Genomic DNA, 24,250 nt, shown 5'->3' with positions numbered 1-24,250 from the left:
TCGCCAGGAGACAAGGGTCACAGCCAGATCGGTTTCGAGGGGGTGCTGGGTGCCCGCCCCGTCCGCCCGGCGTATCGAGGCGCCGCCGAGCATCACGCAGCTCGCAGCGTCCGCCGTGCGCAAGATGATCTTGGCCGGCGAGCTTCGGCCCGGTGACCGCGTGGTGGAGAACCAGGTCGCCGCCGCGCTGGGGGTGAGCAAGCCGCCGTTGCGGGAGGCCCTGCGCGTGCTGGAGCAGGAGGGGCTCGTCGTGCGGTCCCCGCGCCGCGGGGTGGTGGTGACCCCGCTGACGCTGCACGACGTCTACGAGATCGTCACGCTGCGCCACGACCTGGAGCGCCTCGCCGTCGACCTCGGAGTGCCCTGCCGCGCGCCGGAGCGCATCGAGCGCTGCCGGCAGGCGTACGCGGCGCTGGAGCAGGCCGCGGAGGCGGGTGACGCGGCCGCCGTCACCGAGCGGGGCTTCGCCTTCCACGTCGCCGTCGTCGGTCTCGCGGGGCACCGCAGGCTGGAGGAGGCCTACCGTGCGCTGGCGCTGCAGCTGCACCTGTGCATGGCGATGAACCGCAGGGTCCGCAGCAGCCACGAGACCCTCGCCGGGGACGCCCGGCGCCACCGCCGCATCCTCGAGCTCGTCGAGGCGGGTGACCCCGCCGCCGTGCACCACGAGTTCGCCCACCACGGAGACCGCAGCTTCCTGCTGGAGGCGGGCGAGACCTTCCCCGGCGGCTCGCCGGAGTCCTTGGCCTGGCTGGAGCAGGTGCGCCTGCAGGAGACGAACCCCGGCTGAACAGGAGCAACGCATGCGCATCGTCCTCGGCAACGACCACGCGGGCTTCCCGCTGAAGGAGCACGTCCGCTCCGTGCTGGAACGGCTGGGGCACGAGGTGGTCGACGTGGGCACGCACACCGCCGATCCGGTGGACTTCCCCGACGTCGCCAAGGCCGTGAGCGCTCCGGTCCGGGCGGGCGAGGCCGAGCGGGGAGTGCTGGTGTGCGGCACGGGCGTGGGCGCCGCGATCGCGGCGAACAAGATCGCCGGGATCCGCGCGACCGTGGCCCACGACACCTACACCGCCCGCCAGGCCGTCGAGCACGACGACGTCAACGTGGTGTGCCTCGGGGCGTGGCTGGTGGGCCCCGCGATCGCCACCCAGGTACTCGAGGAGTTCCTCGCCGCGCGCTTCAGCACCGACCCCGCGTTCCGGCGCCGCGTGCAGATGCTGCACGACATGGAACGCGAGATGGCACCCGACACCGCCTGACACCCGCAAAGGAGCGGCCAATGGCGAACCCTGCCGAGACGACGGAGTTCCTCACCTACCCCGAGCCGCCGCCGAACCTGCGGCGCAGGCTCACCCTGGTCACCGCCCTGTCCGTCCTGGGCCCGGGCGCGATCGTCGCGTCGGCGAACATCGGCACCGGCGAGATGGTGTTCGCCGCGCGCGGCGGGGCGCTCTTCGGCTACGCGCTGCTGTGGGCGTTCCTCGTGTCGGCGGCGGCCAAGGCGGCGCTCGCATACTCGTTCAACCGGTACACCGTGGTCACCGGCGAGCACCCGATGGCGCGCTGGGCCACCCTGTTCCGCGGCCCACGCGGCTGGTTCACGCTGCTCATGGGTGTGGTCTCGATCGCGGCCGTCCCGTCGTGGGTGGGCGGGCTCGGGGTCGCGCTCGGCGATCTGATGGCGACGATCACCGCGGTCGGCACCGGCGCGCTGTGGGCCACCGGGTTGATCGTGCTGTCCGGGCTGCTGTCCTGGTTCGGCGGCTACGAACGCCTGGAACGCGCGCAGACCGTGATCGTCGGGTTCATGCTGCTCGCCATCGCGATCAGCGTGGTGGTGCTGCAGCCGGACTGGCTCGCCGCGCTGGCCGGGCTGCTGCCCACCGTGCCGGAGTACAACCCCTGGGTCGCCGACGCCTACCCGGACGTCGCCGAGCGCGCGGTGTGGCTGGAACTCGCCGTGTACCTGGGCGCGGTCGGCGGCGGCACCTACGACTACATCGGCTACGCCGGCATGCTGCGCGAGAAGCGGTGGGGGATGCTCGGGCGCCCCGACCAGGCCGGGCTGGCCGAGCGCCTCGCGGCGCTGCCCCGCGGGGCCCGGCTGCCGCTGTCGGAGGACGCCGAGCAGGTCGCCCGCGGTCGTGCCTGGAGCCGTGCTCCCCTGGGTGACACGGTGTTGTCCTTCGTCGCGATCGTGGTGTTCGCGTGCATGTTCATGATCAACGGGGCGTCCCTGCTGGCCGAGCAGCAGCAGATCCCCGAGGGCAACGACACCCTCACCTACCAGGCCCAGTTCCTCACGGCCGTGCACCCGACGCTCGAGTACCTCTACTACGTCGCGGTCTTCTTCGCGTTCTTCGGCTCGCTGTACGCGTTCTGGGAGCTCTACACCTACACCGCGTACGAGACGCTCTCGCCGGTGTTCGGCCGGCTGCGCCGCACCGGGCAGCGCGCACTGCGTCCGTGGATGTACGGCTACATCCTGCTCGCGAGCCTCGCGCTGGTGTGGACGGTCGGCGAGCTGGTGGTGATCGTGACGCCCGCCTCGGTGCTCGGCGGCCTGCTCACCTCGGGCCTGTTCTGCCTCGCGATCCTCTGGACCGAGCGGAAGGTCCTGCCCCCCGCCTACCGCCTCACGACGGCGGGCCGCTGGTGGGTGCTGCTGTCCGGGATCCTGCTGACGGTGCTGGGGGTGGTCTCGACATGGCAGCTGCTCACCTGACGGCCCGGCGCCGGACGTTCAGGAAAGCCACATTCAGGGCCTCGGAGGCCCGGAAAGCCACTTTCCTGGCCTCCCGGCGAGCGAGGGGGTCGCGATGAGGCCCGGCAGCGCCGTCGCCACCGCGTGCCTCGCGGTGCTGTCGGTGTGGCACGTCACCGACGGGAGACCGGTGTGGGCGGCCGTCTTCGCCGGGCTCGCGCTGGTGCAGCTCGGCTTCGCCCTCCGCGGGACGAGCGCGCGGGTCCGGCCCGCCGCACCCGCCGGTGCCGCCGACCCGGCCCGCCGGATCTGGGTCCGCATCGCCGTCGCGAACCTCGTGCTGGCCGTCGCCGCGGTGTTCTGGTTCCCGCCGCTCGCGCTGGTGCTGGCCGGGCTGGGCCTCTACTCGGCCCACCGTGCCCGGGCACCCCGTCCCGCTCCGGGCTGAGACGGGCGGGACGACCGGCGTGCACAGCCGCAGGAATCTGCTGCGAGCACGCCGGTACGGACCCTCAGCCGAGCCCGCCGATGACGATCCCCCAGGACTTGATCGAGCGTTCCGCGACCACCCCGACCTCCGCGAACGGGTCGCGGTCGAGCAGTTCGCCGATCTCGGCCGCGCTCTCCCCTTCGAAGATCAGCATCCCGCCCGGCGCCTCCTCGGGGCCCCACGGTCCGCACACCTTCAGCTTCCCGGCCTCGTGCAGCTCCCGCAGGAACGCCCGGTGTGCGGGCCGGTGCTCGTCCCGCTTGTCGTCCGAACCCTCGGCGTATGTGTAGAACACCGCGAACAGGCTCACGTCCGATTCCTCATCTCGTCGATCTCGTCATCTCTCGTTCGTCGATCGTTCTCATCCTCACCTCGCGCGATCAGCGGTCAGCCAGGTTCGACCCCCCTTTCTCGACGCGCCGGTCAGCGGGTCAGCGGGCGAGCCAGCCGCCGTCCACGGGGAGCACCGCGCCGTGGACGTAGTCGGCGGCGCGGGAGCAGAGGAACAGCACGGCGCCTGCGATGTCGGTGGCCTCGGCCCAGCGCCCGGCGGGGATGCGGTCGAGGATGGCCCGGCTGCGCTCCGCGTCCTCGCGCAGGTCGCGGGTGTTGGCCGTGGCGACGTAGCCGGGGGCGACGGCGTTGACGTTGACGCCCTTGCCGGCCCACTCGTTGGCCAGCGCCTTCGTCAGACCGGCCACCGCCGACTTGGACGAGGTGTAGCCGGGCACCAGGACCCCGCCCTGGAAGCTGAGCATCGACGCGGTGTTCACGATCTTCCCGCGGCCGCGGCGGACCATCGCCCGCCCGACCTCGCGGGACAGCACGAACGTGGCGCGCAGGTTCACGTCGAGGACGTGGTCGAAGTCCACGTCGGTGTGCTCGGCGGCGGGGGCGCGCCGGATCGTGCCGGCGTTGTTGACCAGGATGTCGACCTCGCGCGTGGCGAGGTCCGCGGCGAGCGCGGCGACCTCGTCGCGGTCGGCGAGGTCGGCCGCCACGGCGAGGAACTTCCGGCCGCGTCCCTCGACGGCCGCGCGGACCTCGGTGTCGGCGTCGGGGCGGCCGGAGACGACGCCGATGACGTCGGCACCCGCCGCGGCGATGCAGTCGGCGACGGCGAGGCCGATGCCGCGGCTCGCCCCCGTCACCACGGCCAGCCGGCCTTCGATGCCGAAGAGGCTCTCCGCGTAGGCGGCGGGGCTGGTCGCGTGGGTCATGGCGAGGGTGTGCTCCTACTCGTCAGGGGGTGTGGCCGAGCGCGGCGGAGATCTTGTCGGCGGCCGCGATCGCGTACGGCGCCATCGCTGCGACCTGCTCGGGGGTGTGCTCGAGGCTGAGCGTGGAGATGCTCAGCCCGTACTTGATGGTTCCGGTGTGGTCCCGCACGGGCGCCGCGACGCAGCGCACGCCCGGGGCGTTCTCCCCGTCGTCCTCGGCGAAACCGCGCTCCCGCGCGGTGGCGACGACCCGGCGCAGGGTCTCCAGTTCGGTGATCGTGCGGTCGGTGCGGGGAGCCAGGCCGGTGCGTTCCGCGTAGCGGGCCAGCCCCTCGTCGGTGAAACCGGAGAGCACGACCTTCCCGATGCCCGAGGAGTGCATCGGGATGGCCAGGCCCACCCGCGAGGGCATCTGGTACGGCTTGTCCGAGTCGGCGCGGATCAGGTAGATGATCTCGTCGCCGTTCGCGACACCCACGTGCACCGTGCAGTGCACCTGGGCCACCAGCTCGTCGACGATCGGCTGGGCGATCGCCGAGATGTCGATCTGCTGCAGCGCGCGCCCGGCGAGCGACAGGATCGTCGGTCCCGGCAGGTACTGCCCGTCCGGGCCCACCGCGACGTACCCCCGGTCCACCAGCGTGGACAGGATCCGGTGGACGGTGGCCTTCGCCAGCCCCGTCGCCTCCACCACGTCGGTGAATCGTGGATGCTTCAGCACCGCCGACAGCACGAGCAGGGTCTTCTCGCTCGCGCTGGCACGTTCACCGGTGGCCGGGGTCTCGGGGGGCATGTCTCACCTGTCCGGGCTCAGCGCGTCACCTCATCTCGGTGATGGGGACGCCGTCCATGTCGTCGAAGCACTGATTCTCCCCTGCCATCGCCCAAACGAAGCTGTAGCTGGCCGAGCCGAACCCGCAGTGCACCGACCAGCTGGGGGAGATCACGGCCTGGCCGTCGGCGACCAGGAGGTGCCGGGTCTCCGTCGGCTCGCCCATGAGGTGGACGACCCGGGCGTCGGCCGGCAGGTCGAAGTAGAGGTAGGCCTCCATCCGCCGGTCGTGGGTGTGCGCCGGCATCGTGTTCCACATGCTGCCTTCGTGCAGCGTGGTCACGCCCATCACGACCTGGCAGCTGCGCACGCCGTTCTCGTGGATGTACTGGTTGAGCGTGCGCCGGTTGGAGGTGACGCCGTCGCCGAGCTCGCGCACGGTGCCGCTGCCTGCCTCGACGAGCGTGGCCGGGTACGCCGTGTGAGCCGGTGCGGAGAACAGGTAGAACCGCGCCGGTTCGTCGCCATCCGCGGAGGCGAACGTGACGTCCTGCGCGCCCCGCCCGACGTACAGGCAGGACCCCTTTCCCATCTTGTGGTCGGTGCCGTCCACGGTGATCGCGCCGGCGCCACCCACGTTGACGATCCCGGCCTCGCGGTGCTCGAAGAAGTGGTCGCTGCGGATCTCCGGGAACCCGGGCAGCGCGACGGCGCCGGTCACCGGCTGGATCCCGGCGAGCACGACGCGGTCGTGGTGGGTGTAGACCGCGCGCACCTCGTCGGCGACGAACAGGTCCTCGACGAGGTAGCGGCGGCGCAGCTGTCCCGTGTCCATCCCGGGTATCTGCTCCGGCGAGGTGGCGTAGCGCTGCTCCATGGGAGTCCTTTCTCCTAGAGGAGGCCCAGCAGGCCGGGCAGCCAGAGCGACAGCCCCGGCGTGAAGATCACGATGATGAAGACGACGACGAGCGCGACGAAGAACGGGACGAGCCTGCGGACGACGGGTTCGATCCCGAGGTCGGCGACCTTCGCGCCGACGAACAGGATCGTGCCGACCGGCGGCGTGATCGTGCCGATGCAGACCCCGAGCACGATCATGATCCCGAAGTGGACGGGATGGATCCCGAAGCTCTCGACGATCGGCAGGAAGATCGGCGTGAAGATCAGCACGGCGGGTGTCGCGTCCATGAAGCAGCCCACGACCAGCAGCACGAACGCGATGAGCAGCAGGATCAGCACCGGGTTGGTGGTAAGGCCGAACAACCCCTCGGACACCGTCTGCGGGACCCGGGCGAACGACAGGACGAAGCCCATGACCGTCGAGACGCCGATCAGGAACATGACGACGGCCGTCGTCTTCGCGGAGTCGATGAGGATGCCCGGCAGCTGCCGCACGGAGATCGCGCGGTAGACGAACGACAGCAGTAGCGCGTACAGCACTGCGATGCAGGACGCCTCGGTCGCGGTGAAGAGGCCGGCGAGGATGCCGCCGATCACGACCACGATGAGCAGCAGCGCCGGCACCGCGTCCAGCAGCACCTTGAGCGACCGCGTGAGGCCGATCCGCTCGGTCACGCGCAGCTCGGGCCGGCTGCGGGCGTACAGGTGCACGGTGACCATGCAGACCAGGGCCCACGCGATGCCGGGCAGGTAGCCGCCGACGAACAGCGCGGCGACCGACGTGCCCGACACCAGCGAGTAGACGATCATCAGGTTGCTCGGGGGGATGAGCATCCCCGACGGCGCCGAGGCGACGTTGGCGGCTGCGGCGAAGCTGCGGTCGTAGCGCTCCTTCTCCTGCAGCGGTGTCATGACCGCGCCGACGGCGGCGGCCGCCGCCACCCCGGAGCCGCTGACGGCCCCGAAGAGGGCGTTTGCCGCCACGTTCGTCTGTGCCAGCGAACCCGGCGCCCGGCCGACCAGCACCTTCGCGGCGTCGATCAGGCGCAGCGCGATGCCGCCGTTGTTCATGATCACGCCGGCCAGGACGAAGAACGGGATGGCCAGCAGCGGGAACGAGTTGATCCCGCGGAAGATCTGCTGGGCCGCGGCGAGCACGCCGTCCTCGGTGCCGAGGAAGACGAACATCGCCGCGAGCGACGACAGACCGACGGCCACGCTGATCGGGGCGCCGATGACGAGCAGCACCGCGATCCCGACCAGCAGCAGGAGGGCGGCGAGCGAGACGGGGTCCATGCCGGGACGTCCTCCCTAGACGAGCTCGAGTTCGGTGTCCTCCACCGGGCGCTCGGCGCCGGTGAGGATCTGGACCAGGTGGAAGAGGGTGTAGAAGGCGATCAGGGCGCCGCTGATCGGCAGGGCCAGGTAGAGCGGGCCCACCGTGATCGGCAGGCCGGTCAGGTTCTGGTTCCAGGCCAGCTGCGACACCAGGAACCCGCCCCACAGCAGCACCAGCCCGGTGAAGATCAGGATCGCCAGCTGGACGGCTATCGCCAGCACGACCTGTGCCGTCCGCGGCAGGCGGCGCACGACCACGTCCATTGCGACGTGGCCGCGCTCGCCGAACACGAGCGCCGCGCCGAACAGGCCGAGCCAGATGAACAGGTACTTGGCCAGCTCCTCGGACCAGCCGCTCGGGCTGCCGAGGACCTGCCGGGCGAACACCTGCCACGACACGTCGAGCACGAGCGCGGCGAACAGCACCACGCAGACCGCGGTCAGCGCGCGGTCGAGTGCCACCTTGACGGCGGTCATGTCGGGCCCCCGATCAGCCGGCCGTGGCGGCGGCGCGCGCCTGCTCGTGGATCCGGCGGGCGACGTCACTGGTGAGCTTCTGCTCGACGAGCGGGCGGATCGCCGCCGCGAACGCGGTGGTGTCCACTTCGTTGAACTGCGCTCCGGCGTCCTTCGCGGCCTGGGTGACCCGCGCGATCTCGGTCTTCCAGAGCTGCCCCTCCTCCTCGACGGCGGCGCGGACCTCCTCGGTGAAGATCGTGCGGTGCTCCGGGGACATGCCCGCGAGGACCGCCGGGTTGATGATCAGGTAGTCCGGGAGCATGAGGTGGCGGGTGTAGCTGTAGTACGGCGCGACCTCGGAGTGCTTGGAGTTGAAGTAGGTCAGCTCGTTGTTCTCGGCGGCGTCGATGACCCCGGACTGCAGGGCGGTGTAGACCTCGCCCATCCCCATCGGCGTGCCGCTGCCGCCCATCAGCCGGATCATCGCGATGTTCGTGTCCGACTCGATGACCCGGACCTTCATCCCGGCGAGGTCGGCCGGCGTCGTGATCGGGCCTCGGGGGTTGTACATCGAGCGGACGCCGCCGTGGAACGCGGCGAGCACGTGGATGTTCTGCCCGTCGAGCGAGGAGTAGAGCTCGGAGACGATCGCGGGGTCGTTGGCGACCTGGCGCTGGTGGTCCTGCGAGTCGAACGTGAACGGCAGGTTGAAGGCCACGAAGTCGGGGTTGAAGTTCTCCAGCAGCGGGCTGGCGACCATCGACATGTCCAGCGCCCCGGACTGCACCAACTCGATCGTCTCGCGCTGGGCGCCGAGGGTCTCGTTGGGGTAGACCTCGATGCCGTACCGGCCGCCGGTGCGCTCGGCGAGCCGCTCGCCCATGGCCTGCATGGCGATGAACTGCGGGTGGTTCTCGGGCTGGTTGAACGCGACCCGGAACACCGTCTCGGCCGACGCCGCTGCCGAGCCGCCCGCGGCCCCGCCCGCGTCGACAGCGCCGGGAACCCCGGTACCCGCGCTGCACGCCCCCACCAGGAGCACCGCCGCAGCCGCCCCCGCGAGCGCGGCTGCCTTTCCTCGTCTCATGCCGGACTCCCTTGTCAGCTGATCCAAGAATGGAACTCAGTTCCGTGACACGGAACAAGCTAGAGCACGCGGGCGGACCTGTGCAACGGGGTCCCCAGAGGTCGGACGTATGGTCGGCGCGGGCCGGGCGCCAGGCGCGGCCGTGGAAGGAGGGGTGACGCGTGCGCCGTCTGCAGCAGGTCAGCGAGCTCGCCGGCCGGTGGTTCCCACTGATCGTGGTCGTGGCCGGGGCGATCGCGCTGGCCGTCCCCGGGGCGTTCCGCGGCTGGTCGGCAGCGGTTCCGTGGCTCCTGGCGCTGATCATGCTCGGCATGGGGCTGACGCTGCGGCCGGTCGACTTCGCCTACGTGGCCCGCCGGCCCGTCGCCTTCGTCCTCGGCGTCGTGGCCCAGTTCGTGATCATGCCGGGGCTCGGCTGGCTGCTGGCCACGACGCTGCCGCTGAGCCCCGAGCTCGCCGTCGGCGTGATCCTCGTGGCCTGTGCACCGGGCGGCACGGCGTCCAACGTGATGGTCTTCCTCGCCAAGGGCGACACCGCGCTGTCGGTGGCCATGACATCGGCGTCGACGCTGCTCGCGCCGATCGTCACCCCGCTGCTGGTGCTGGCGCTCGCGGGCCGGTTCCTCCCGGTCCAGCCCGGTGCGCTGTTCGTGTCGATCCTGCAGATCGTGCTCGTCCCGGTGCTGCTCGGCTTTCTGCTGCGGCGCTTCGCCGGGCGGCAGGTCGAGAAGGTGGTGCCCGCGCTGCCGCTGATCTCCGTCGTCGGGATCACCGCGGTGGTGATGGCCGTCGTCGCAGGGAGCGCGGCGGCACTGCTGGCGTCCGGGCTGGTCATCCTGGTCGCCGTCGTGCTGCACAACGTGCTGGGCCTTGGCCTGGGCTACCTCGCGGCCCGGCTGTGCGGGCTCGACGAGACCGCCCGCCGGGCGATCTCCATCGAGGTCGGGATGCAGAACTCGGGCCTGTCCGCGAGTCTCGCCACCACCCACTTCAACCCGGTCGCGGCGCTGCCCGCTGCGGTGTTCTCGGTCTGGCACAACGTGAGCGGCTCGATCCTGGCCGGCTACTGGGCCCGCCGCCCGACCACGGCGCCCGCAGACCGAGTGCGGTCTGAGTCGTAGGCGCCGTCCCCGCGCCGGGGAGTGGGCTTCGAGGTCAGTCCAGCAGGCCGGGGAACAGCAGCGAGAGCTCCGCGGGGTATGTCGCGATCAGGCGCAGCTCGTCGTCGGTCAGGGGTCGGCCGGTCATCGCGTTGCACAGCTGCACCAGCTCGAACGACCGCGCCTCGTCGGCAGGCTCGATACCGAGACCGTCCATGACGTGGCGGAACCCGGCCTTCCCGCCGTACTCGCCGGTGAGCACGACCCGCCCCGGACGGGTGTGGTGGTCGTCGGGGAACGGGCCGAGCGTGGCCTCGTCGTACAGCTCGTAGTTGCCGTGGTCCTTGAGCGCGCCATCGGCGTGGATGCCGGACTCGTGCGCGAAGGCGTTGCGGCCCACGCCGACCTGGTTGTGGGGCAGCGGCTGGCCGAACGCGTAGCTCGCCCACAGTCCGAAGCGGCGGGCCCAGCTCAGGTCGAGGGCGTCGCCGATCTCCGCGTCGATCCCGAAGCCGTGCTCGAATGCGAGGATCGTCGACAGCAGGTCGGCGTTGCCCGAGCGCTCCCCGATGCCGTTGACGCAGGTGTTGATCCAGGCGTCCTGCCCGGCATCGAGGTCGCCCAGCGCGCCGGACACGGAGTTCGCGACGGCCATGCCGAGGTCGTTGTGGCAGTGCGTCTCCACGGGCATGCCGGTCGCGGCCGCGAGCGTGGCGAAGCGTTCCCGGATGCGGCCCGGGGTGTCGCCGCCGATCGTGTCGCAATAGCGGACGCGGTCGGCGCCCGCCTCCTTCGCGGCGAGGGTGAACTCCAGCAGGAACCCGTCGTCGGTGCGCGACCCGTCCTCGGCGTTCACGCCGACCGTCTCGGCCCCGCCCTGTTTCGCGACGCGGACGGCCGCGGTCATCTCCCGGATGATCGCGTCGCGGGCCAGTTTGCCGCGGAACTTGTTCTCGATCATGTAGTCGGACGTGGAGATCGACAGGTTGTAGTGCCGCAGGTCGAGCGGAACGGCCTTCTCCACGTCCGCGACGACGCCCCGGCACCAGCCGGCGAGGCGCAGGCCGCCGAACGCGCCCGCCTTCTCGAGGGCCACCTGCGCCCGCACGTAGGGCACCTCGTGACGCAGGAACGGGAAGCCGATCTCGGACTGGGCCACGCCGAGCCGGCCCAGGTACCAGTTGACCATCGTCTTGCCGAACTTGGACAGGCCGGTGCGTGCGGTCTGCACGCCGTCGCGGTTGGTGACGTCCAGGAAGTGCACTCGTGGCATGCGCCGACGTTGACACAGGTTCTCAATGTGTATCAATATTGATTTTAATCAATATATTGTCAGGAGTGCGGGTGGAGGAGATCGACGCCGCCGAGGCCGCGCGCCGGCTCGGGGTCAAGCCGGCGACGCTGTACGCCTACGTCAGCCGGGGCGTGCTGCGCAGGCGGCCGGGCGCAGACGGGCGCCGGAGCGTGTTCGACGCCGCCGAGGTGGATCTGCTCGGCCGCCGTGGCAGGCCCCGCCGCGCGGCCGAGACGGAGCTGGTGGTCGAGTCCGCGCTGACCGCGCTCGTGGGCAATCGGCCCTACTACCGGGGCCGGGACGCGCTGGCGTTGGCCGGCTCGGTCCGCTACGAGCAGGTGGCCACGTGGCTGTGGACGGGGGAGCCGGAGGCGTTCACGGAGCCGGTGGAGGGGTGGCAGGTGGCGCCCGGGGCAGGTCCCGCGGTGCGGGACGCGCAGCGTGGCCTGCCCGGTGACCTGCTGCCGCTCGACCGGATGCCGGTGATCGTCACCGTTCTGGCGGGCCTGGACCCGCTGCGCTTCCACCTCGACCCGCCGGCTGTCGTGGCGGCGGGGAAGACCATCGTGGCCGGGCTCGTGGAGGGCCTTCCGGTCCCGGAGGGTGGCGCCCGGCTCGGCGGCTCCGTCGCGCAGCGGCTCTGGAGCCGCCTCACCGCCCGCCCGCCGGACGGCCTGGTCGACGTCCTCGAGGCCACGTTGGTGCTGCTCGCCGACCACGAGCTGGCGGCCTCCACGCTCGCCGCGCGGGTGGCCGCGTCGGTGCGGGCCGACCCGTACGCCGTGGTGCTCGCAGGGCTGGGGGTGCTCTCCGGCCCGCTGCACGGCGGCGCCTCGCTCGCCGCGGAGCGGATGCTCGCGGAGATGCGGGACCCGTCCGACGCGGCACGCGTGATCGGCGACCGGCTGCGCCGCGGCGAGCGCATCCCCGGTCTCGGGCACCGCGTCTACACCGGTGCCGACGGTCGCGGCGTCCGGTTGATGGAGCTGCTGCGGGCGGCCGTGCCCGGCCACGAGCGGCTGGCCGCTGCCGAGGCCGTCATCGCCGAGGCCGGACGCCGCAAGCTCCCTGCTCCCAACATCGACCTCGCCATGGCGTCCCTCGCGCGCGTGGCGGGCATGGTGCCCGGCGCCGGCGCGGCGATCGCCGCGGTGGCCCGCACGGCGGGCTGGCTGGCGCACGGGATGGAGGAGTACGCGCGCGGGCGGATGCTGCGCCCGCGCGCCGTCTACACCGGCCCGCCGCCGGGCTCCTGACACCCGAACGGACCCGCCCGACGTGGTCGGGGTCACTCATGGCAAATTATGAGTACGGCGTACCCCGGTTCCCGATGCCTCGTTGAGGTGATCGGGGTGGTCGAGGGGACGGCTGCCTGCAGGGGGGGATCATGATCGAGCTCGACGGCGTCACGAAGGTCTACGGCAACGGCGAGGTGAAGGTCCGGGCGCTCGGCCCGGTCGACCTCCTCATCGAGGAGGGCGACTTCGTCGCGATCATGGGCCCGTCCGGTTCGGGCAAGAGCACGATGATGAACATCCTCGGTTGCCTCGACGTGCCGAGCGGCGGCCGCTACACCCTCGACGGGATCGACGTCAGCAAGCTGCGGGACAACAAGCTCGCGGCCATCCGCAACACCCGCATCGGGTTCGTGTTCCAGTCGTTCAACCTGATCGCGCGCACGTCCGCGGTGCGCAACGTCGAGCTACCGCTCATCTACGCCGGGGACCGCTCCAACCGCAGGCAACGCGCGCTGGCGGCGCTGGAACGGGTGGGCCTCGGTGAGCGGGCCGGCCACATGCCCAACGAGCTGTCCGGTGGGCAGCAGCAGCGGGTTGCGGTGGCGCGGGCGCTGGTGACCAATCCCGCGATCATCCTGGCCGACGAGCCCACCGGGAACCTGGACACCACCTCGACGGTCGAGGTCATGCGGTTGCTGGAGGAGCTGAACGACGCAGGCCGCACCGTCGTGCTGATCACGCACGAGCCGGAGGTCGCGGAGTTCGCCAAGCGCGTGATCGAGCTGCGCGACGGCAAGATCGTGCGGGACGTGCGGCAGAAGCAACTGGTCGCCTCGTGATCTGGGAGGTCGTGCGCATCGCGCTGCGTGGCCTGCGGGCCAACAAGCTGCGCTCCGCGCTCACCACCCTGGGCATCATCATCGGTGTCTCGGCGGTCATCCTGCTCACCGCGCTCGGCAACGGGATCCAGGCCGGGTTCAACGAGCAGTTCGGCTCGCTCAACACCCAGATCACGGTGACCCCCACCGAGGGCGGGGTGCCCGGCGGCGGCCGGGCCCGCGACCTCACCGAGAACGACCTGGAGGCGCTGCTCAGGGACGCGCCGGACGTCGCGACCGCCATCCCGATCGTGGGCGGGGCCGCGCTGTTGCAGCGGGAGGGCGACCAGTACCGCACGTCGGTCACGGGAACGACGGCCGACTACTTCCCGATCACCGACCGCGAGCTGACGGCGGGGCGCCCGTTCAACGAGCAGGAGGTCCGCTCCAACGCCAAGGTGGTCGTGCTCGGTCCCAACCCGGTCAACGAGCTGTTCGGCGGCAACGCGACATCCGCGCTCGGCCAGGAGATCCGGATCAGCCGGGCGGTTTTCCGGGTGATCGGCGTCGCGGAGGCCACCGGGCAGCAGGATGACGTCGCGATCATGCCGCTCGGGGCCGCGCGCAGCTACCTCACCGGCGGCGACGACGAGCTGGACACCATCATCGTGCGGGCGTACTCCGCCGAGGCGGTGACCGCGGCGACGAACCAGATCACGACGGTCCTGTCCGACCGCCACAACATCCGCGACCCCGCGAAGCGCGACTTCGAGGTGCAGGCGCTCCAGCAGCAGATCCAGGAGGCCACGCAGTTCCTGTCGTTCCTGACGCTGTTCACCGCTGCGGTCGCCGGGATCTCGCTGATCGTCGGAAGCATCGGCGTCGCGAACATCATGCTGGTGACGGTCACGGAGCGGACCCGGGAGATCGGCATCCGCAAGGCGATCGGCGCCCGGCCGCGGGTGATCCTCCTGCAGTTCATGCTCGAGTCGATCTTCCTGTCCGGGCTGGGCGGGCTGATGGGCATCACGCTCGGTGTGGGTCTCTCGCTCACCGGTGCCGCGATCCTGCCGCAGCTCATCCCCGATTTCCCGGCGCCGGCCGTCGACCCCATGTCGATCGTGCTCGCCTTCACCATCAGCTTGATCATCGGCCTGATCGCGGGCGGTTACCCGGCGCACCGCGCGTCGCGGCTGCGTCCGATCGAGGCCCTCCGATACCAATGACCCGCGCGAGAGTCAGACCAGAAGTGATCAAGGCAGGAGCTCCCATGTCCCGAACGACCGGTCGGCGCGCCTGGGCGGCATGCGCCATCGGTGCGGCCGCGGTGCTGGCCCTCACGGCCTGCACCGCGGAGCCGCCGCCACCGCCGACGCTGCGCGTGGACCGCGGCTCGGTGCAGTCGACCGTGTCGGCGTCCGGGACCCTCGTCGCGATCTCCGAGCAGACCCTCGGCTTCCCGCGGCGCGGGCAGCTCACGGAGGTGCTGGTGGGCGTCGGCGACCAGGTCGTGCCCGGCCAGGAGCTCGCGCGCATCGACGACTTCGCGCTCCGCCAGACGCTCCAGCAGGAACAGGCGAACCTCGCCGAGGCGCAGGCCGAGCTGGACCGCGCCCAGGGCAACAACCGCGTGAACGCCACGGGGCGCACCCTCGACCAGGCGCGGGAGATCCTCGAGGCGGTCAAGAAGCAGGTCGACGAGACCAACGACTTCAACGAGGCCGCCACGAAGCGGGCGCGCGAGCAGCTCGACTTCGACAAGAAGGTCCTCGACCGCGCCTGGGACACGCTGCGCCAGACCGAGGACACCTGTGGGGACGGGGACGACAGCTCGTCCCTGAGCAGCACCGAGGACGACCAGGAGACGCCGGCCCCGACGACCCCGCCCACGACGCAACCCCGGTCCCGGGACGACGACGAGAGCACCGAGGGTGCGTCGTTCACCGTGGAGGGCATCGCGTACAGCCCGGCCCAGACCCCGTCCTGCCAGGAGCAGATCGCCTCCGCGCGCACCGCCGTCGACAACGCGAAGCGCACCGTGCTCCAGTCGGAGGCCGCGCTGGACCAGGCGAAGCACCAGGAGGACGTCGACCGGGCCGCCGGGCAGGTGTCGATCGAGCGGGAGCAGCAGACCGTCATCTCCGCCGAGAACGACAGCGGCGCCGCGCGCAACGACCGGCCCGCCGACATCGAGGTCCGCAAGGCCCAGCTGCGCAACGCGCAGGCGGCGGTCCGGGTCGCGCAGCAGGACGTCGACAACACGGTGCTCTACGCCCCGACTGCAGGCACCGTGTCGGCGATCAACGGCAGGGCGGGCGAGTTCGTGGGCGAGGCGTCCGGCACCACCCCGGTGGCACCCGGAAGCACCGCGACGATCCCCGAGAGCACCGACCTCGCATCCGACAGCGGCTCCGGTGGCACGGGGGGCGGCAGCCCGCTCATCGTCCTGAACAACCTCGACACGTTCCAGCTGGTCGTGCCGTTCGAGGAGTCCGACGCGGCGCGCATCGCGGTCAACCAGCAGGTGGAGGTCACGGTCGACGCCATTCCCGACCTGCGGGCGCCCGCAACCGTGCTCGCGATCGCGCCGACCGGGACCCCGTCCAACGGGATCGTGCAGTACAACGCCACGATCGTGCTCCGCGAGGGCGACGCCCGGCTGCGCGACGGCCAGACCGCGCTGGCAGACGTGATCACCGAGTCGGTGGACAACGTGCTGCGCATCCCGTCGGCCGCGGTCCGGCGCGAGGGGGCGAGCACGATCGTCGACGTCCGCGGCCCGGACGGCCAACCTGTTCCGACCCCGTTCGATGCCGGTGCCGTCGGCGACGAGTACACCCAGGTGCTCTCCGGTCTGCGGGAGGGCCAGGAGCTCCTGCTCCCGCCCGCGCCTCCCGCTGCTGCCGCCGGTGGTGGTGGCGGCCCGGGCGGTGGGGGCTGATGCGGGGTTCTCCTCTACAGACACCGCGTGGCACCGGCGCTAGCGTCGCCGTGTGATCGCAGTCGCCGAGGTTCCGCCCCGCGCGCGGGCAGCGTGGGGCGGCCTCGGCGCGCTGGCGGCCGGCGTCGCCGCGCTGCTGCTCGCGGTGTCCGGTCGCTACGGCTACCACCGCGACGAGCTGTACTTCCTGCGGGCGGGACGTGAGCCCGCGTTCGGTTACGTGGACCAGCCGCCGCTCACGCCGTTCCTCGCCCGCGCGATGGACACGGTGCTGCCCGGCTCGCTCACCGGGCTGCGCCTGCCGTCCGTGCTCGCCGCGGCCCTGGTGGTGGTGCTCACCGGCCTGATCGCCCGCGAGCTGGGCGGAGGGCGCGGCGCGCAGCTGCTGGCCGCGGCGAGCATGGGTGTCTCGGCGGTGTTGCTCGTCGTCGGGCACCTGCTCTCGACCACCACGTTCGACCTGCTCGCCTGGACCGCCCTGACGTGGCTGCTGGTGCGCGCCCTGCGGGACGGGGGCGCGGTCTGGCTCGCCACGGGCGCCGTGGCCGGCCTCGCCGTGCAGAACAAGTCGCTGCCGCTGGTGCTGCTCGCCGGCGTCCTCGTGGGCGTGCTCGCGGTGGGGCCCCGGGCGGCGTTGGCGAGCCGCTGGCCGTGGCTGGGCGCGGCCGTGGCGCTCGTGATCTGGGCACCGAACCTGGCCTGGCAGGCCGCCAACGGGTTCCCGGTGTTCACGCTGTCTACCGCGATCGCGGGCGGCAGCTCCGGCAGCAGCGAACCGTGGTACCTCTTCCTGCCGTTCCAGCTCGTGCTCGTGAGTCCGCTGCTCGTGCCGGTGTGGGCGCTGGGCTGGTGGCGGTTGGCCCGCGACCCCGCGCTGCGCACGTGGCGGGCCTTCGCCGTGGCGTACGTGCTGGTCGCGGTGCTGTTCCTGGTGACGGGCGGCAAGCCCTACTACCTCGCGGGCTTCTTCCCCGTGCTGCTCGCGGCCGGCGCGCCCGCGGTCGTCGAGTGGGCCCGCCGCGGCGCCCGCCGCATCCGGTCCGGCCTGATCGTGGCCGCTCTCGCGTTGAGCCTCGCGATGTCGGCCCTGCTCATGCTGCCGCTCGTGCCGGTCGGCGAGCTGGCGCGCACGCCGGTGCCGGACATCAACTACGACGCGGGGGAGACGGTCGGCTGGCCGGAGTTCGCCGCCACGATCGCCGCGGTGCACGCGCAGGTGCCGGCGGGCGAGCGCGTCGCGGTGCTCACCGGCAACTACGGGGAGGCCGGCGCCGTCGACCGGTTCCTGCCCGCGCTCACCCCGGCGCACAGCGGGCACAACTCGTACTGGAGTTGGGGTCCTCCTCCGGAGGAGGCCGCCACGCTGATCGTGGTCGGACTGGACGAGACGCAGCTGCGCCGGTGGTTCGGCGCGGTCGAGCTCGCCGCGCGCGTCGACAACGGTGTGGGTCTGGACAACGACGAGCAGGGGGAGCCGGTCTGGCTGGTCCGCGAGCGGCGCGTGCCGTGGTCGCAGCTGTGGCCGCAGCTGCGCCACATCGGGTGAGCAAATCGATTGCGGATCCGCCGGCCGGGCTGGATCTTGTTCCGGTGCTGGTCCGCCGTGAGCTCCCGGGTGACGCGCCCGTCATCGCCGACGTCCACGCCGAGGCGTTCGCCCCGATGTACCCCGACGCCACCCCGGTCGAGCCGGGGCTGGTCGACGCCCTGCGCGGGAGCGATGCGTGGCTGCCGCCGCTGTCGCTCGTCGCCGAGATCGACGGCTCGGTGGTGGGGCACGTCTGCGTCACGCGGGCGACGCTCGGCCCCGACCGGCTGCCCGCGCTCGGCCTCGGCCCGCTCGGCGTGCGGGAGGCCCACAAGCGCCGCGGGGTGGGCAGTGCCCTCATGCACGCGGTGCTCGGCGCGGCGGACGCGCTCGACGAGGGCGTCGTCGTGCTGCTGGGGCACCCCGACTACTACCCGCGGTTCGGCTTCCGCCCCGCCGCCGAGCTGGGGATCGAGCCCGAGGTGCCGGAGTGGGCGTCTCACTTCCAGGCCCGCCCGTTGACCGCGTACCGCCCGCAGCTGCGCGGCGCGTTCCGCTACGCCGCCCCCTTCGGCGAACTCTGACCCAGCGGGCGATTGCCCGGACCCCTGAAGGCGTCCAGCATCCCGGTGCATGGCCACCGACGTGCAGTGGAGCGAGCTGCAGCGCGACCCGCGGCGCGTCGCGGCCCTCGCCGACCGGGGCGACGTGCGTGTCCGGCGGCGCGACGGGGTGGCGCTGCTCCTGGTGCGGGAGGACCGCGCCGAGGCGGCGGCCGATGGCGCCCTCGCCGCCGCCCGGGCGCTGCGCGCCGCGCTGCTGCGCATGGACGACGCGGCGCACGAGGCGCTGACCGGGGAGTTCCCGTGGGTCGGCCTGCTCCCGATCGACGATCGGCGCCGCTTCACGGGCGACTTCGCGCGCGCCGTGCAGGCGTCCGCGGAGCTGGGGCGGTGGGACGTGCTGTCGCAGCTGCTGGTCGAGTGGCGGGCCACGGCGGCGATCCACGCCGATCCCGGCCTCACCGCCGAGCTGTCCCGGCCGGTCGGCGACGACCTCGGTCCGGTCCCGGCACCCGGGGGGAGCTGAGGGGATGCCCCGCGGATGGGAGCCGCGGTTCGCCACGTCCGAGGCCGCGAAGGGATGGGAAGAGCTGCGTCGCGTGGCCGCGGGGGCAACGGGGGAGGCCTGGACCGCGCTCACCGAACGCCCGGCCCGGCCCCACGACCCGGCCCGCCAGCACCGGCTGCACGGGCGGCTCGCCGAGCGCGAGGTCGGCGGGCGGAGGCTGCCGCAGTGGCAGTACGAGCTCGCCGGGGGCGGGCGGATCTGGTACTGCCCCGACGTCGAGCGGCGCGTCGTGTGGGTCGTGGCGGCCGCGCCGGTGCACCCGACGGTCCGTGGGTGAGTTGTGGCGGAGACCCGGGAGCCGTGATCAGCTGTACGTCACCCCGGTGAGCGTGTGGATCAGCATCGTCAGCGTGCTCTCCGCCCCCGTCCCGAACGCGGTGGCCAGCGCGTAGCCGATGGCGGCGTCCTGCGGCCGGACGTCGGCGCCGGGCGTCCACACCGCCATCAGCTCCACCGTCTCCGGCTCCAGCATCAGCTCGCCCAGCCGTCGGCCGTCGCGGGAGAGCAGGCTGCCGTCCTCGTCGGAGGGGCGGAAGTGGTAGTGGACGCCCTCCACGTGGGTGTCCACCCGGAACGAGCCGCGGGTGAACCGGCCCCGCCCGGGGATGAGCGTGGCCGGCGTCCCGTCGACCGTGAGCGTGAGGTGTGCGGGGTCGCGGGTGCCGATCGGCACGTAGGCGGACACCTCGGCGGTCCCCGACCGGCGCAGGTGCACCGCGGGGAAGCCATCGCCTGCGACCTCGACCCGTCCCCGCTCGACGTCGGTGTGGACGATCACCACGCCGTGCAGCGGATCCTCGACGGTGCAGCTCTGGATCAAGGGCACCGGGGAACGCTATCCGATGGAGCCGGCCTCGCCGTCCCTAGATGTAGCGACTCAGGACGTTGTTGACAGTTCGGTCAGCGTGTCGGCTTGATCGAGGGAGGACCTCCGGGCGGAGTGGGTGTGTCTCACGCACTCGCTCCAGGCCCAGGAGGTCCTCGTGGCGCACCGTAACGCCCGCACCACCGTCTTTGCGCGGCGGCTCATCGTCGAACGCTTCCTCGCCGGGTGGCCAGCGGCGCGGATCGCCGAGCAACTCGGCGTCTCCCGAGCGACGGTGCACAAGTGGGTCCGCCGCTACCGCGAGGAGGGCTGGGACGGACTTGCCGACCGCTCGTCGCGGCCGCACACCAGCCCGAACCGCGTCGCCGCACAGATCGAGGACCGCATCCTCGAGTTGCGAGCCACCGCGCATCGGGGAGCGGTGTTCCTGGCCGGCGAGCTCGGCCTGGTCGCCTCCACCGTCGGCCGGGTGCTGGCCCGCCACCAGGTGCCGCACCTGGCCGCGATCGACCCGATCACCGGCGCACCGGTCCGGCGCCGCCACTGCGGGATCCGCTACGAACGCCCCCACCCCGGGGATCTGATCCACATCGATGTCAAGAAGTTGGGCCGGGTCCCTGACGGCGGCGGCTGGCGGCTGCACGGGCGCCGAGAAGCCCGCCAGAGCGGAATCGGGCGCGGAATCGGGCGCGGGATCGGCTACGACTACCTGCACGTCGCGGTCGATGACCACTCCCGGCTGGCCTACATCGAAGCGCTGCCCGACGAACGCGACACCACCTGCGCCGGGTTCCTGCACCGGGCCGTGGCCTGGTTCCGTGAGCACGGCGTGCGAGTGCTGCGGGTCCTGACCGACAACGCCAAGGTCTACCGGATCGGGCAGGACTGGCGGGCGGTGTGTGTCGCGCTCGGGATCCGGCGCCGGTTCACCAAACCCGGCTGCCCCTGGACCAACGGCAAAGCTGAACGGCTCAACCGCACCCTGCTGACCGAGTTCGCCTACGCCCAACCCTGGCTGTCCAACCACGACCGGCTCACCGCCCTGGACAGCTGGGTCGAGCACTACAACACTCGACGCGCCCACTCCGCCCTCGGCGGCCGCCCTCCGATCACCCGACTCGCCGCATGACCGTCAACAACCTCCCGAGTCAGTACACCTAGACGGGTGCCAGGCGGGGTGAGCGAAGATCGCGTCGGGCACCCGGCGACGATATTCGCGCCGGTGTGCTCCGCCGACCGATTTCCGCAACCGGCGCCGCCGACCTGCCGGCGCGTGGCGGGCCTACTCTGGACACGTGAGCACGCACCACCCCCATCCCGGCCGTCCCGACCCGGCCAGCCCGTGGGTCTTCGCCACGCGGGAGCTGGGGCGCCGTCCCGGGAACATGCGCGCCTACAGCAGGCGCATCCCGGCGCCGGCCGGCCCCGCGCGCCTCGGACTGGAGACGATCGCCGTTCCCGAGAGCGCGCCGATCGAGCTCGACGTCCGGCTGGAGTCGGTCACCGAGGGTGTGTACGTCTCCGGCACGGTGCACGCGCCGCTGTCCGGCGAGTGCGCCCGTTGCCTCGACGCTCTCTCCGACGAGATCGACGTGGAGCTGTCGGAGCTGTTCGCCTACCCGGACAGCGTCACCGACGAGACCACCGACGCCGACGAGCTGCCACGGGTGGTGGACGAGCTGGTCGACGTCGAGCAGATCGTGCGCGACGCCGTGGTGCTCGCCCTGCCGCTGGCCCCGCTCTGCCGCGACGACTGCGCCGGACTGTGCCCCGACTGCGGGGAGAAGTGGGTCGACCTCGCGCCCGACCACGGGCATGAGACACTGGACCCTCGGTGGGCCGCTCTCCAGGAGCGCCTGTCCGCCGACTGAGACCCGAGTACTACGCCCCGCTACTCACTGCTAGGAGATTTCACGTGGCTGTTCCGAAGCGCCGGATGTCGCGGTCGAACACGCGCTCGCGCCGGGCGCAGTGGAAGGCCGCTGTCCCGACCCTCGTCGCCTGCTCCAACCGGGCCTGCCGGGCCACCAAGCCCCCGCACGTCGCCTGCCCCACCTGCGGCACCTACGACGGCCGCCCGGTCGTCACCCCGGCCTGACGACGGGCGGATGGCGGAACGCGCCCCGCAGGGGCCCGCGGACGATCGCGGGCCCCTTCTCGCGTCGTTGGGAGTGAAGGTCTCCGAGGAGCTCCTCACCCTGGCGCTCACCCACCGCTCGTACGCCTACGAGAACGGCGGGCTGCCCACCAACGAGCGCTTGGAGTTCCTGGGCGACTCAGTGCTGTCGATCATCGTCACCGAGCGGCTCTACCGGGACCACCCCGAGCTGCCCGAGGGGCAGCTCGCCAAGCTCCGCGCGAGTGTGGTGAACATGCACGCCCTCGCCGGTGTGGCCGCCACCCTCGGGGACAACGGGCTCGGCGCCCATCTGTACCTGGGCCGCGGCGAGGAGCTCACCGGCGGCCGGGAGAAGGCGAGCATCCTCGCCGACGCCACCGAGGCACTGATCGGCGCCGTCTACCTCGAGCACGGCCTGGACACCGCCCGCGAGCTCGTGCACCGGCTGTTCGACGCCCTGCTGCAGGGCGCGCCGCTGCTCGGGGCGGGCCTGGACTGGAAGACCAGCCTGCAGGAGCTCACCGCGTCCGCCGATCTCGGAGTGCCCGAGTACCGCATCACCGAGGACGGGCCGGACCACCTCAAGGAGTTCACCGCCACGGCGGTGGTCGCGGGCCGCGAGCTCGGCTCCGGGGTCGGGCGCACCAAGAAGGAGGCCGAGCAGAAGGCGGCCGAGCTCGCGTGGCGCACGCTCACCGCGGAGGCCGCCGCGGGCTCCGACGCCGGTTCCGGGTCGGCGAGCTAGCCTCCGCACGTGCCCGAGCTGCCCGAGGTCGAGGTCGTCCGCCGCGGCCTGGCCGACCACGTCCTCGGCCGCAAGGTCGCCGAGGCCACCGTGGCGCACCCGCGCGCCGTCCGCAGGCACGTCGAAGGGACCGCCGACTTCGCCGCGCGGCTGGTCGGCCACACGATCAGCGGCGTCCGCCGCCGCGGCAAATACCTCTGGCTCGAGCTCGACCACGCCGACGACGGTGACGACGCGGTCCTCGCGCACCTCGGGATGAGCGGGCAGATGCTCGTCGCCGACGCGGACCGCCCGGACGAGACCCATCTGCGCGTCCGGCTGCGGTTCGCCGACGCCGGCCCCGAGCTGCGGTTCGTCGACCAGCGGACGTTCGGCGGGCTGTCGGTCCACCCGCTGGTGCCGGCCGCGGGCGGGGGACTCGTCCCCGCTCCCGTCGCCCACATCGCCCGCGACCCGATGGACCCCGCTTTCGACCTCGACGAGGCGGTCGCCGCCATCCGGCGCCGCCGCACCGGGCTCAAGCGGGCGCTGCTCGACCAGACCGTGGTCTCGGGCATCGGCAACATCTACGCGGACGAGGCGCTGTGGCGGGCGCGCCTCCACGGCGCCCGGCCGACCGAGAGCCTCACCCGTGGGCAGGGCCGCGCCGTGCTCGGCGCGGCCACCGCCGTCATGGCGGAGGCGCTCACCGCGGGCGGCACCTCGTTCGACGCGCTGTACGTCAACGTCAACGGGGCATCGGGCTACTTCGACCGCTCGCTGGCGGTGTACGGCCAGGCGGACCGCCCGTGCCCGCGCTGTGGCACCCCGATCCGCCGCGACGCATTCATGAACCGCAGCTCCTACACCTGCCCCCGCTGCCAGCCCCGCCCGCGCAACCCGCACCCCTGAGCGTGCATCGCCGCGGTGTTCATGACCATCGCCGTGAGCAGCGACCTGGACGACAGCTGGGGAACCGGCTGGATCGGACCGTCCTCGACTACGCGGTGCCGGCGGTCGGGATCGCGGGTATCGGCGGGTTGGCGATGGCTCTCCACCGCTCGATGGGGGTTCGCCCCCGCCGCAGAGCTGCCGATGTGAGCTGGGACAGCACGATCAGCGGCGTCGTGGCCACGCTGGTGTTCCTCGGCGGAAGCCTGGCGCTGCGGCGCACCGCCGTCGCCGAGGCGGCGCCCGAGCGGCCGGAGGCGGGCTAGCCGGTGGCGTTCACACCTGCGCCGGGGTTCGACGAGCTGATCCACGCCCCGACCCGGCTCTCGATCGTGTCGCTGCTCGCGGCCACCACATGGGCCGAGTTCGCCTTCCTCCGCGACAGCCTCCGGCTGAGCGACTCCGCGCTGTCCAAGCAGATCTCCACCCTGGAGCAGGCCGGCTACGTCACGGTGAACAAGACCGGCGCCGGACGGCGCAGCCGCACCTACGTCAGGCTCAGTCCCCGGGGCAGGGACGCGTTCGACGGCCACGTCGCCGCACTGCAGAAGCTGGTCAACGTCTCCGCGCCCGCAGAGGAACCCGCTTCGTAGGCTTCGGGGCG

28 protein-coding genes are annotated in these 24,250 nt (G+C 72.2%); 19 read left to right on the top strand and 9 right to left on the bottom strand.

The genetic code is table 11. The features are described 5' to 3' along the window. The first annotated feature begins 49 nt into the window (after positions 1-49). The 4 genes from FHX44_RS02655 (at position 50) to FHX44_RS02640 (ending at position 3,158) form a co-directional block, all read left to right on the top strand. Entirely contained in the window at positions 50-790 is a 741-nt protein-coding gene (locus FHX44_RS02655; RefSeq protein ID WP_246170172.1) for a GntR family transcriptional regulator, read from the top strand. A gap of 13 nt (positions 791-803) precedes the next feature. Beyond that, positions 804-1,265: a ribose 5-phosphate isomerase B gene (gene rpiB / locus FHX44_RS02650; RefSeq protein ID WP_147253992.1), complete on the top strand. Its 462-nt coding sequence runs from the start codon at positions 804-806 to the stop codon at positions 1,263-1,265. A 20-nt stretch (positions 1,266-1,285) separates the two neighbouring features. After that, positions 1,286-2,731, top strand: a complete 1,446-nt coding sequence (locus FHX44_RS02645; protein WP_147253991.1) for an Nramp family divalent metal transporter — start codon at positions 1,286-1,288, stop codon at positions 2,729-2,731. A gap of 94 nt (positions 2,732-2,825) precedes the next feature. Beyond that, on the top strand, positions 2,826-3,158 hold the full coding sequence (locus tag FHX44_RS02640) for a hypothetical protein (RefSeq protein ID WP_147253990.1): 333 nt from the start codon (positions 2,826-2,828) through the stop codon (positions 3,156-3,158). Between the two features lie 64 nt (positions 3,159-3,222). Here FHX44_RS02640 and FHX44_RS02635 read toward each other — a convergent pair whose 3' ends face one another. The 7 genes from FHX44_RS02635 to FHX44_RS02605 all read right to left on the bottom strand — a co-directional run bounded on the left by FHX44_RS02635 (position 3,223) and on the right by FHX44_RS02605 (position 8,976). Continuing rightward, complete coding sequence (locus FHX44_RS02635; RefSeq protein ID WP_147253989.1) at positions 3,223-3,510, bottom strand: YciI family protein; 288 nt, start codon at positions 3,508-3,510, stop codon at positions 3,223-3,225. A 121-nt stretch (positions 3,511-3,631) separates the two neighbouring features. After that, positions 3,632-4,420: an SDR family NAD(P)-dependent oxidoreductase gene (locus tag FHX44_RS02630; protein WP_147253988.1), complete on the bottom strand. Its 789-nt coding sequence runs from the start codon at positions 4,418-4,420 to the stop codon at positions 3,632-3,634. Between the two features lie 22 nt (positions 4,421-4,442). Beyond that, a complete protein-coding gene (locus FHX44_RS02625) occupies positions 4,443-5,213 on the bottom strand; it encodes an IclR family transcriptional regulator (protein WP_147253987.1) in 771 nt (256 codons plus the stop codon). A 25-nt stretch (positions 5,214-5,238) separates the two neighbouring features. Continuing rightward, positions 5,239-6,069: a 5-dehydro-4-deoxy-D-glucuronate isomerase gene (gene kduI, locus FHX44_RS02620; RefSeq protein ID WP_147253986.1), complete on the bottom strand. Its 831-nt coding sequence runs from the start codon at positions 6,067-6,069 to the stop codon at positions 5,239-5,241. Positions 6,070-6,083: 14 nt separating this feature from the next. Next, a complete protein-coding gene (locus FHX44_RS02615; RefSeq protein ID WP_147253985.1) occupies positions 6,084-7,388 on the bottom strand; it encodes a TRAP transporter large permease in 1,305 nt (434 codons plus the stop codon). A gap of 15 nt (positions 7,389-7,403) precedes the next feature. Next, complete coding sequence (locus tag FHX44_RS02610; RefSeq protein ID WP_147253984.1) at positions 7,404-7,907, bottom strand: TRAP transporter small permease; 504 nt, start codon at positions 7,905-7,907, stop codon at positions 7,404-7,406. A 13-nt stretch (positions 7,908-7,920) separates the two neighbouring features. Further along, the gene (locus tag FHX44_RS02605; RefSeq protein ID WP_147253983.1) at positions 7,921-8,976 is read right to left on the bottom strand and encodes a TRAP transporter substrate-binding protein; all 1,056 of its coding nucleotides are present in this window, start codon (positions 8,974-8,976) and stop codon (positions 7,921-7,923) included. Positions 8,977-9,137: 161 nt separating this feature from the next. Between FHX44_RS02605 and FHX44_RS02600 the strand changes: the two genes are divergently transcribed. Then, positions 9,138-10,097: a bile acid:sodium symporter family protein gene (locus FHX44_RS02600; RefSeq protein ID WP_147253982.1), complete on the top strand. Its 960-nt coding sequence runs from the start codon at positions 9,138-9,140 to the stop codon at positions 10,095-10,097. A 34-nt stretch (positions 10,098-10,131) separates the two neighbouring features. On the opposite strand, the gene FHX44_RS02595 is transcribed toward FHX44_RS02600, so the two are convergent. Then, the gene (locus FHX44_RS02595) at positions 10,132-11,349 is read right to left on the bottom strand and encodes a LeuA family protein (RefSeq protein WP_147253981.1); all 1,218 of its coding nucleotides are present in this window, start codon (positions 11,347-11,349) and stop codon (positions 10,132-10,134) included. 71 nt (positions 11,350-11,420) lie between these two features. Here FHX44_RS02595 and FHX44_RS02590 point away from each other — a divergent pair, with 71 nt between their 5' ends. The 8 genes from FHX44_RS02590 to FHX44_RS02555 all read left to right on the top strand — a co-directional run bounded on the left by FHX44_RS02590 (position 11,421) and on the right by FHX44_RS02555 (position 19,303). Further along, positions 11,421-12,626, top strand: a complete 1,206-nt coding sequence (locus FHX44_RS02590) for a citrate/2-methylcitrate synthase (protein WP_147253980.1) — start codon at positions 11,421-11,423, stop codon at positions 12,624-12,626. Between the two features lie 131 nt (positions 12,627-12,757). Next, positions 12,758-13,447, top strand: coding sequence for an ABC transporter ATP-binding protein (locus FHX44_RS02585; protein ID WP_147253979.1), 690 nt, complete (start codon positions 12,758-12,760; stop codon positions 13,445-13,447). Further along, positions 13,444-14,652 carry an ABC transporter permease gene (locus tag FHX44_RS02580; RefSeq protein WP_147253978.1) on the top strand — a complete coding sequence of 403 codons (1,209 nt, stop codon included), beginning with the start codon at positions 13,444-13,446 and terminating at the stop codon, positions 14,650-14,652. The genes FHX44_RS02585 and FHX44_RS02580 overlap by 4 nt, the downstream gene beginning before the upstream one ends. Before the next feature lie 44 nt (positions 14,653-14,696). Further along, complete coding sequence (locus FHX44_RS02575) at positions 14,697-16,367, top strand: HlyD family efflux transporter periplasmic adaptor subunit (RefSeq protein WP_147253977.1); 1,671 nt, start codon at positions 14,697-14,699, stop codon at positions 16,365-16,367. A 52-nt stretch (positions 16,368-16,419) separates the two neighbouring features. Continuing rightward, positions 16,420-17,913, top strand: coding sequence for a glycosyltransferase family 39 protein (locus FHX44_RS02570; protein WP_246170171.1), 1,494 nt, complete (start codon positions 16,420-16,422; stop codon positions 17,911-17,913). A 44-nt stretch (positions 17,914-17,957) separates the two neighbouring features. After that, on the top strand, positions 17,958-18,479 hold the full coding sequence (locus FHX44_RS02565) for a GNAT family N-acetyltransferase (RefSeq protein ID WP_147253976.1): 522 nt from the start codon (positions 17,958-17,960) through the stop codon (positions 18,477-18,479). Positions 18,480-18,528: 49 nt separating this feature from the next. After that, positions 18,529-18,984, top strand: coding sequence for a hypothetical protein (locus FHX44_RS02560; protein WP_147253975.1), 456 nt, complete (start codon positions 18,529-18,531; stop codon positions 18,982-18,984). A 4-nt stretch (positions 18,985-18,988) separates the two neighbouring features. Next, positions 18,989-19,303: a hypothetical protein gene (locus tag FHX44_RS02555; RefSeq protein ID WP_147253974.1), complete on the top strand. Its 315-nt coding sequence runs from the start codon at positions 18,989-18,991 to the stop codon at positions 19,301-19,303. 27 nt (positions 19,304-19,330) lie between these two features. On the opposite strand, the gene FHX44_RS02550 is transcribed toward FHX44_RS02555, so the two are convergent. Further along, positions 19,331-19,852: a hypothetical protein gene (locus FHX44_RS02550; protein ID WP_147253973.1), complete on the bottom strand. Its 522-nt coding sequence runs from the start codon at positions 19,850-19,852 to the stop codon at positions 19,331-19,333. 157 nt (positions 19,853-20,009) lie between these two features. Here FHX44_RS02550 and FHX44_RS02545 point away from each other — a divergent pair, with 157 nt between their 5' ends. The 6 genes from FHX44_RS02545 (at position 20,010) to FHX44_RS02520 (ending at position 24,239) form a co-directional block, all read left to right on the top strand. Continuing rightward, a complete protein-coding gene (locus FHX44_RS02545) occupies positions 20,010-20,981 on the top strand; it encodes an IS481 family transposase (RefSeq protein WP_147253972.1) in 972 nt (323 codons plus the stop codon). A gap of 166 nt (positions 20,982-21,147) precedes the next feature. After that, positions 21,148-21,723 (top strand): YceD family protein, encoded by a 576-nt coding sequence (locus tag FHX44_RS02540; protein ID WP_425469105.1) that lies wholly within the window; start codon positions 21,148-21,150, stop codon positions 21,721-21,723. A gap of 44 nt (positions 21,724-21,767) precedes the next feature. After that, complete coding sequence (gene rpmF, locus FHX44_RS02535; protein WP_075949936.1) at positions 21,768-21,950, top strand: 50S ribosomal protein L32; 183 nt, start codon at positions 21,768-21,770, stop codon at positions 21,948-21,950. A gap of 10 nt (positions 21,951-21,960) precedes the next feature. After that, the gene (gene rnc / locus FHX44_RS02530) at positions 21,961-22,716 is read left to right on the top strand and encodes a ribonuclease III (protein WP_147253971.1); all 756 of its coding nucleotides are present in this window, start codon (positions 21,961-21,963) and stop codon (positions 22,714-22,716) included. A gap of 9 nt (positions 22,717-22,725) precedes the next feature. Next, positions 22,726-23,607, top strand: coding sequence for a bifunctional DNA-formamidopyrimidine glycosylase/DNA-(apurinic or apyrimidinic site) lyase (mutM, locus tag FHX44_RS02525; RefSeq protein WP_147253970.1), 882 nt, complete (start codon positions 22,726-22,728; stop codon positions 23,605-23,607). Between the two features lie 308 nt (positions 23,608-23,915). Beyond that, positions 23,916-24,239 (top strand): winged helix-turn-helix domain-containing protein, encoded by a 324-nt coding sequence (locus FHX44_RS02520; RefSeq protein WP_147253969.1) that lies wholly within the window; start codon positions 23,916-23,918, stop codon positions 24,237-24,239. The last annotated feature ends 11 nt before the right edge of the window (positions 24,240-24,250 follow it).

It is taken from the genome of Pseudonocardia hierapolitana (assembly GCF_007994075.1).
Lineage (GTDB): Bacteria > Actinomycetota > Actinomycetes > Mycobacteriales > Pseudonocardiaceae > Pseudonocardia > Pseudonocardia hierapolitana.
This window is presented reverse-complemented; position numbering and strand designations above follow the sequence as displayed.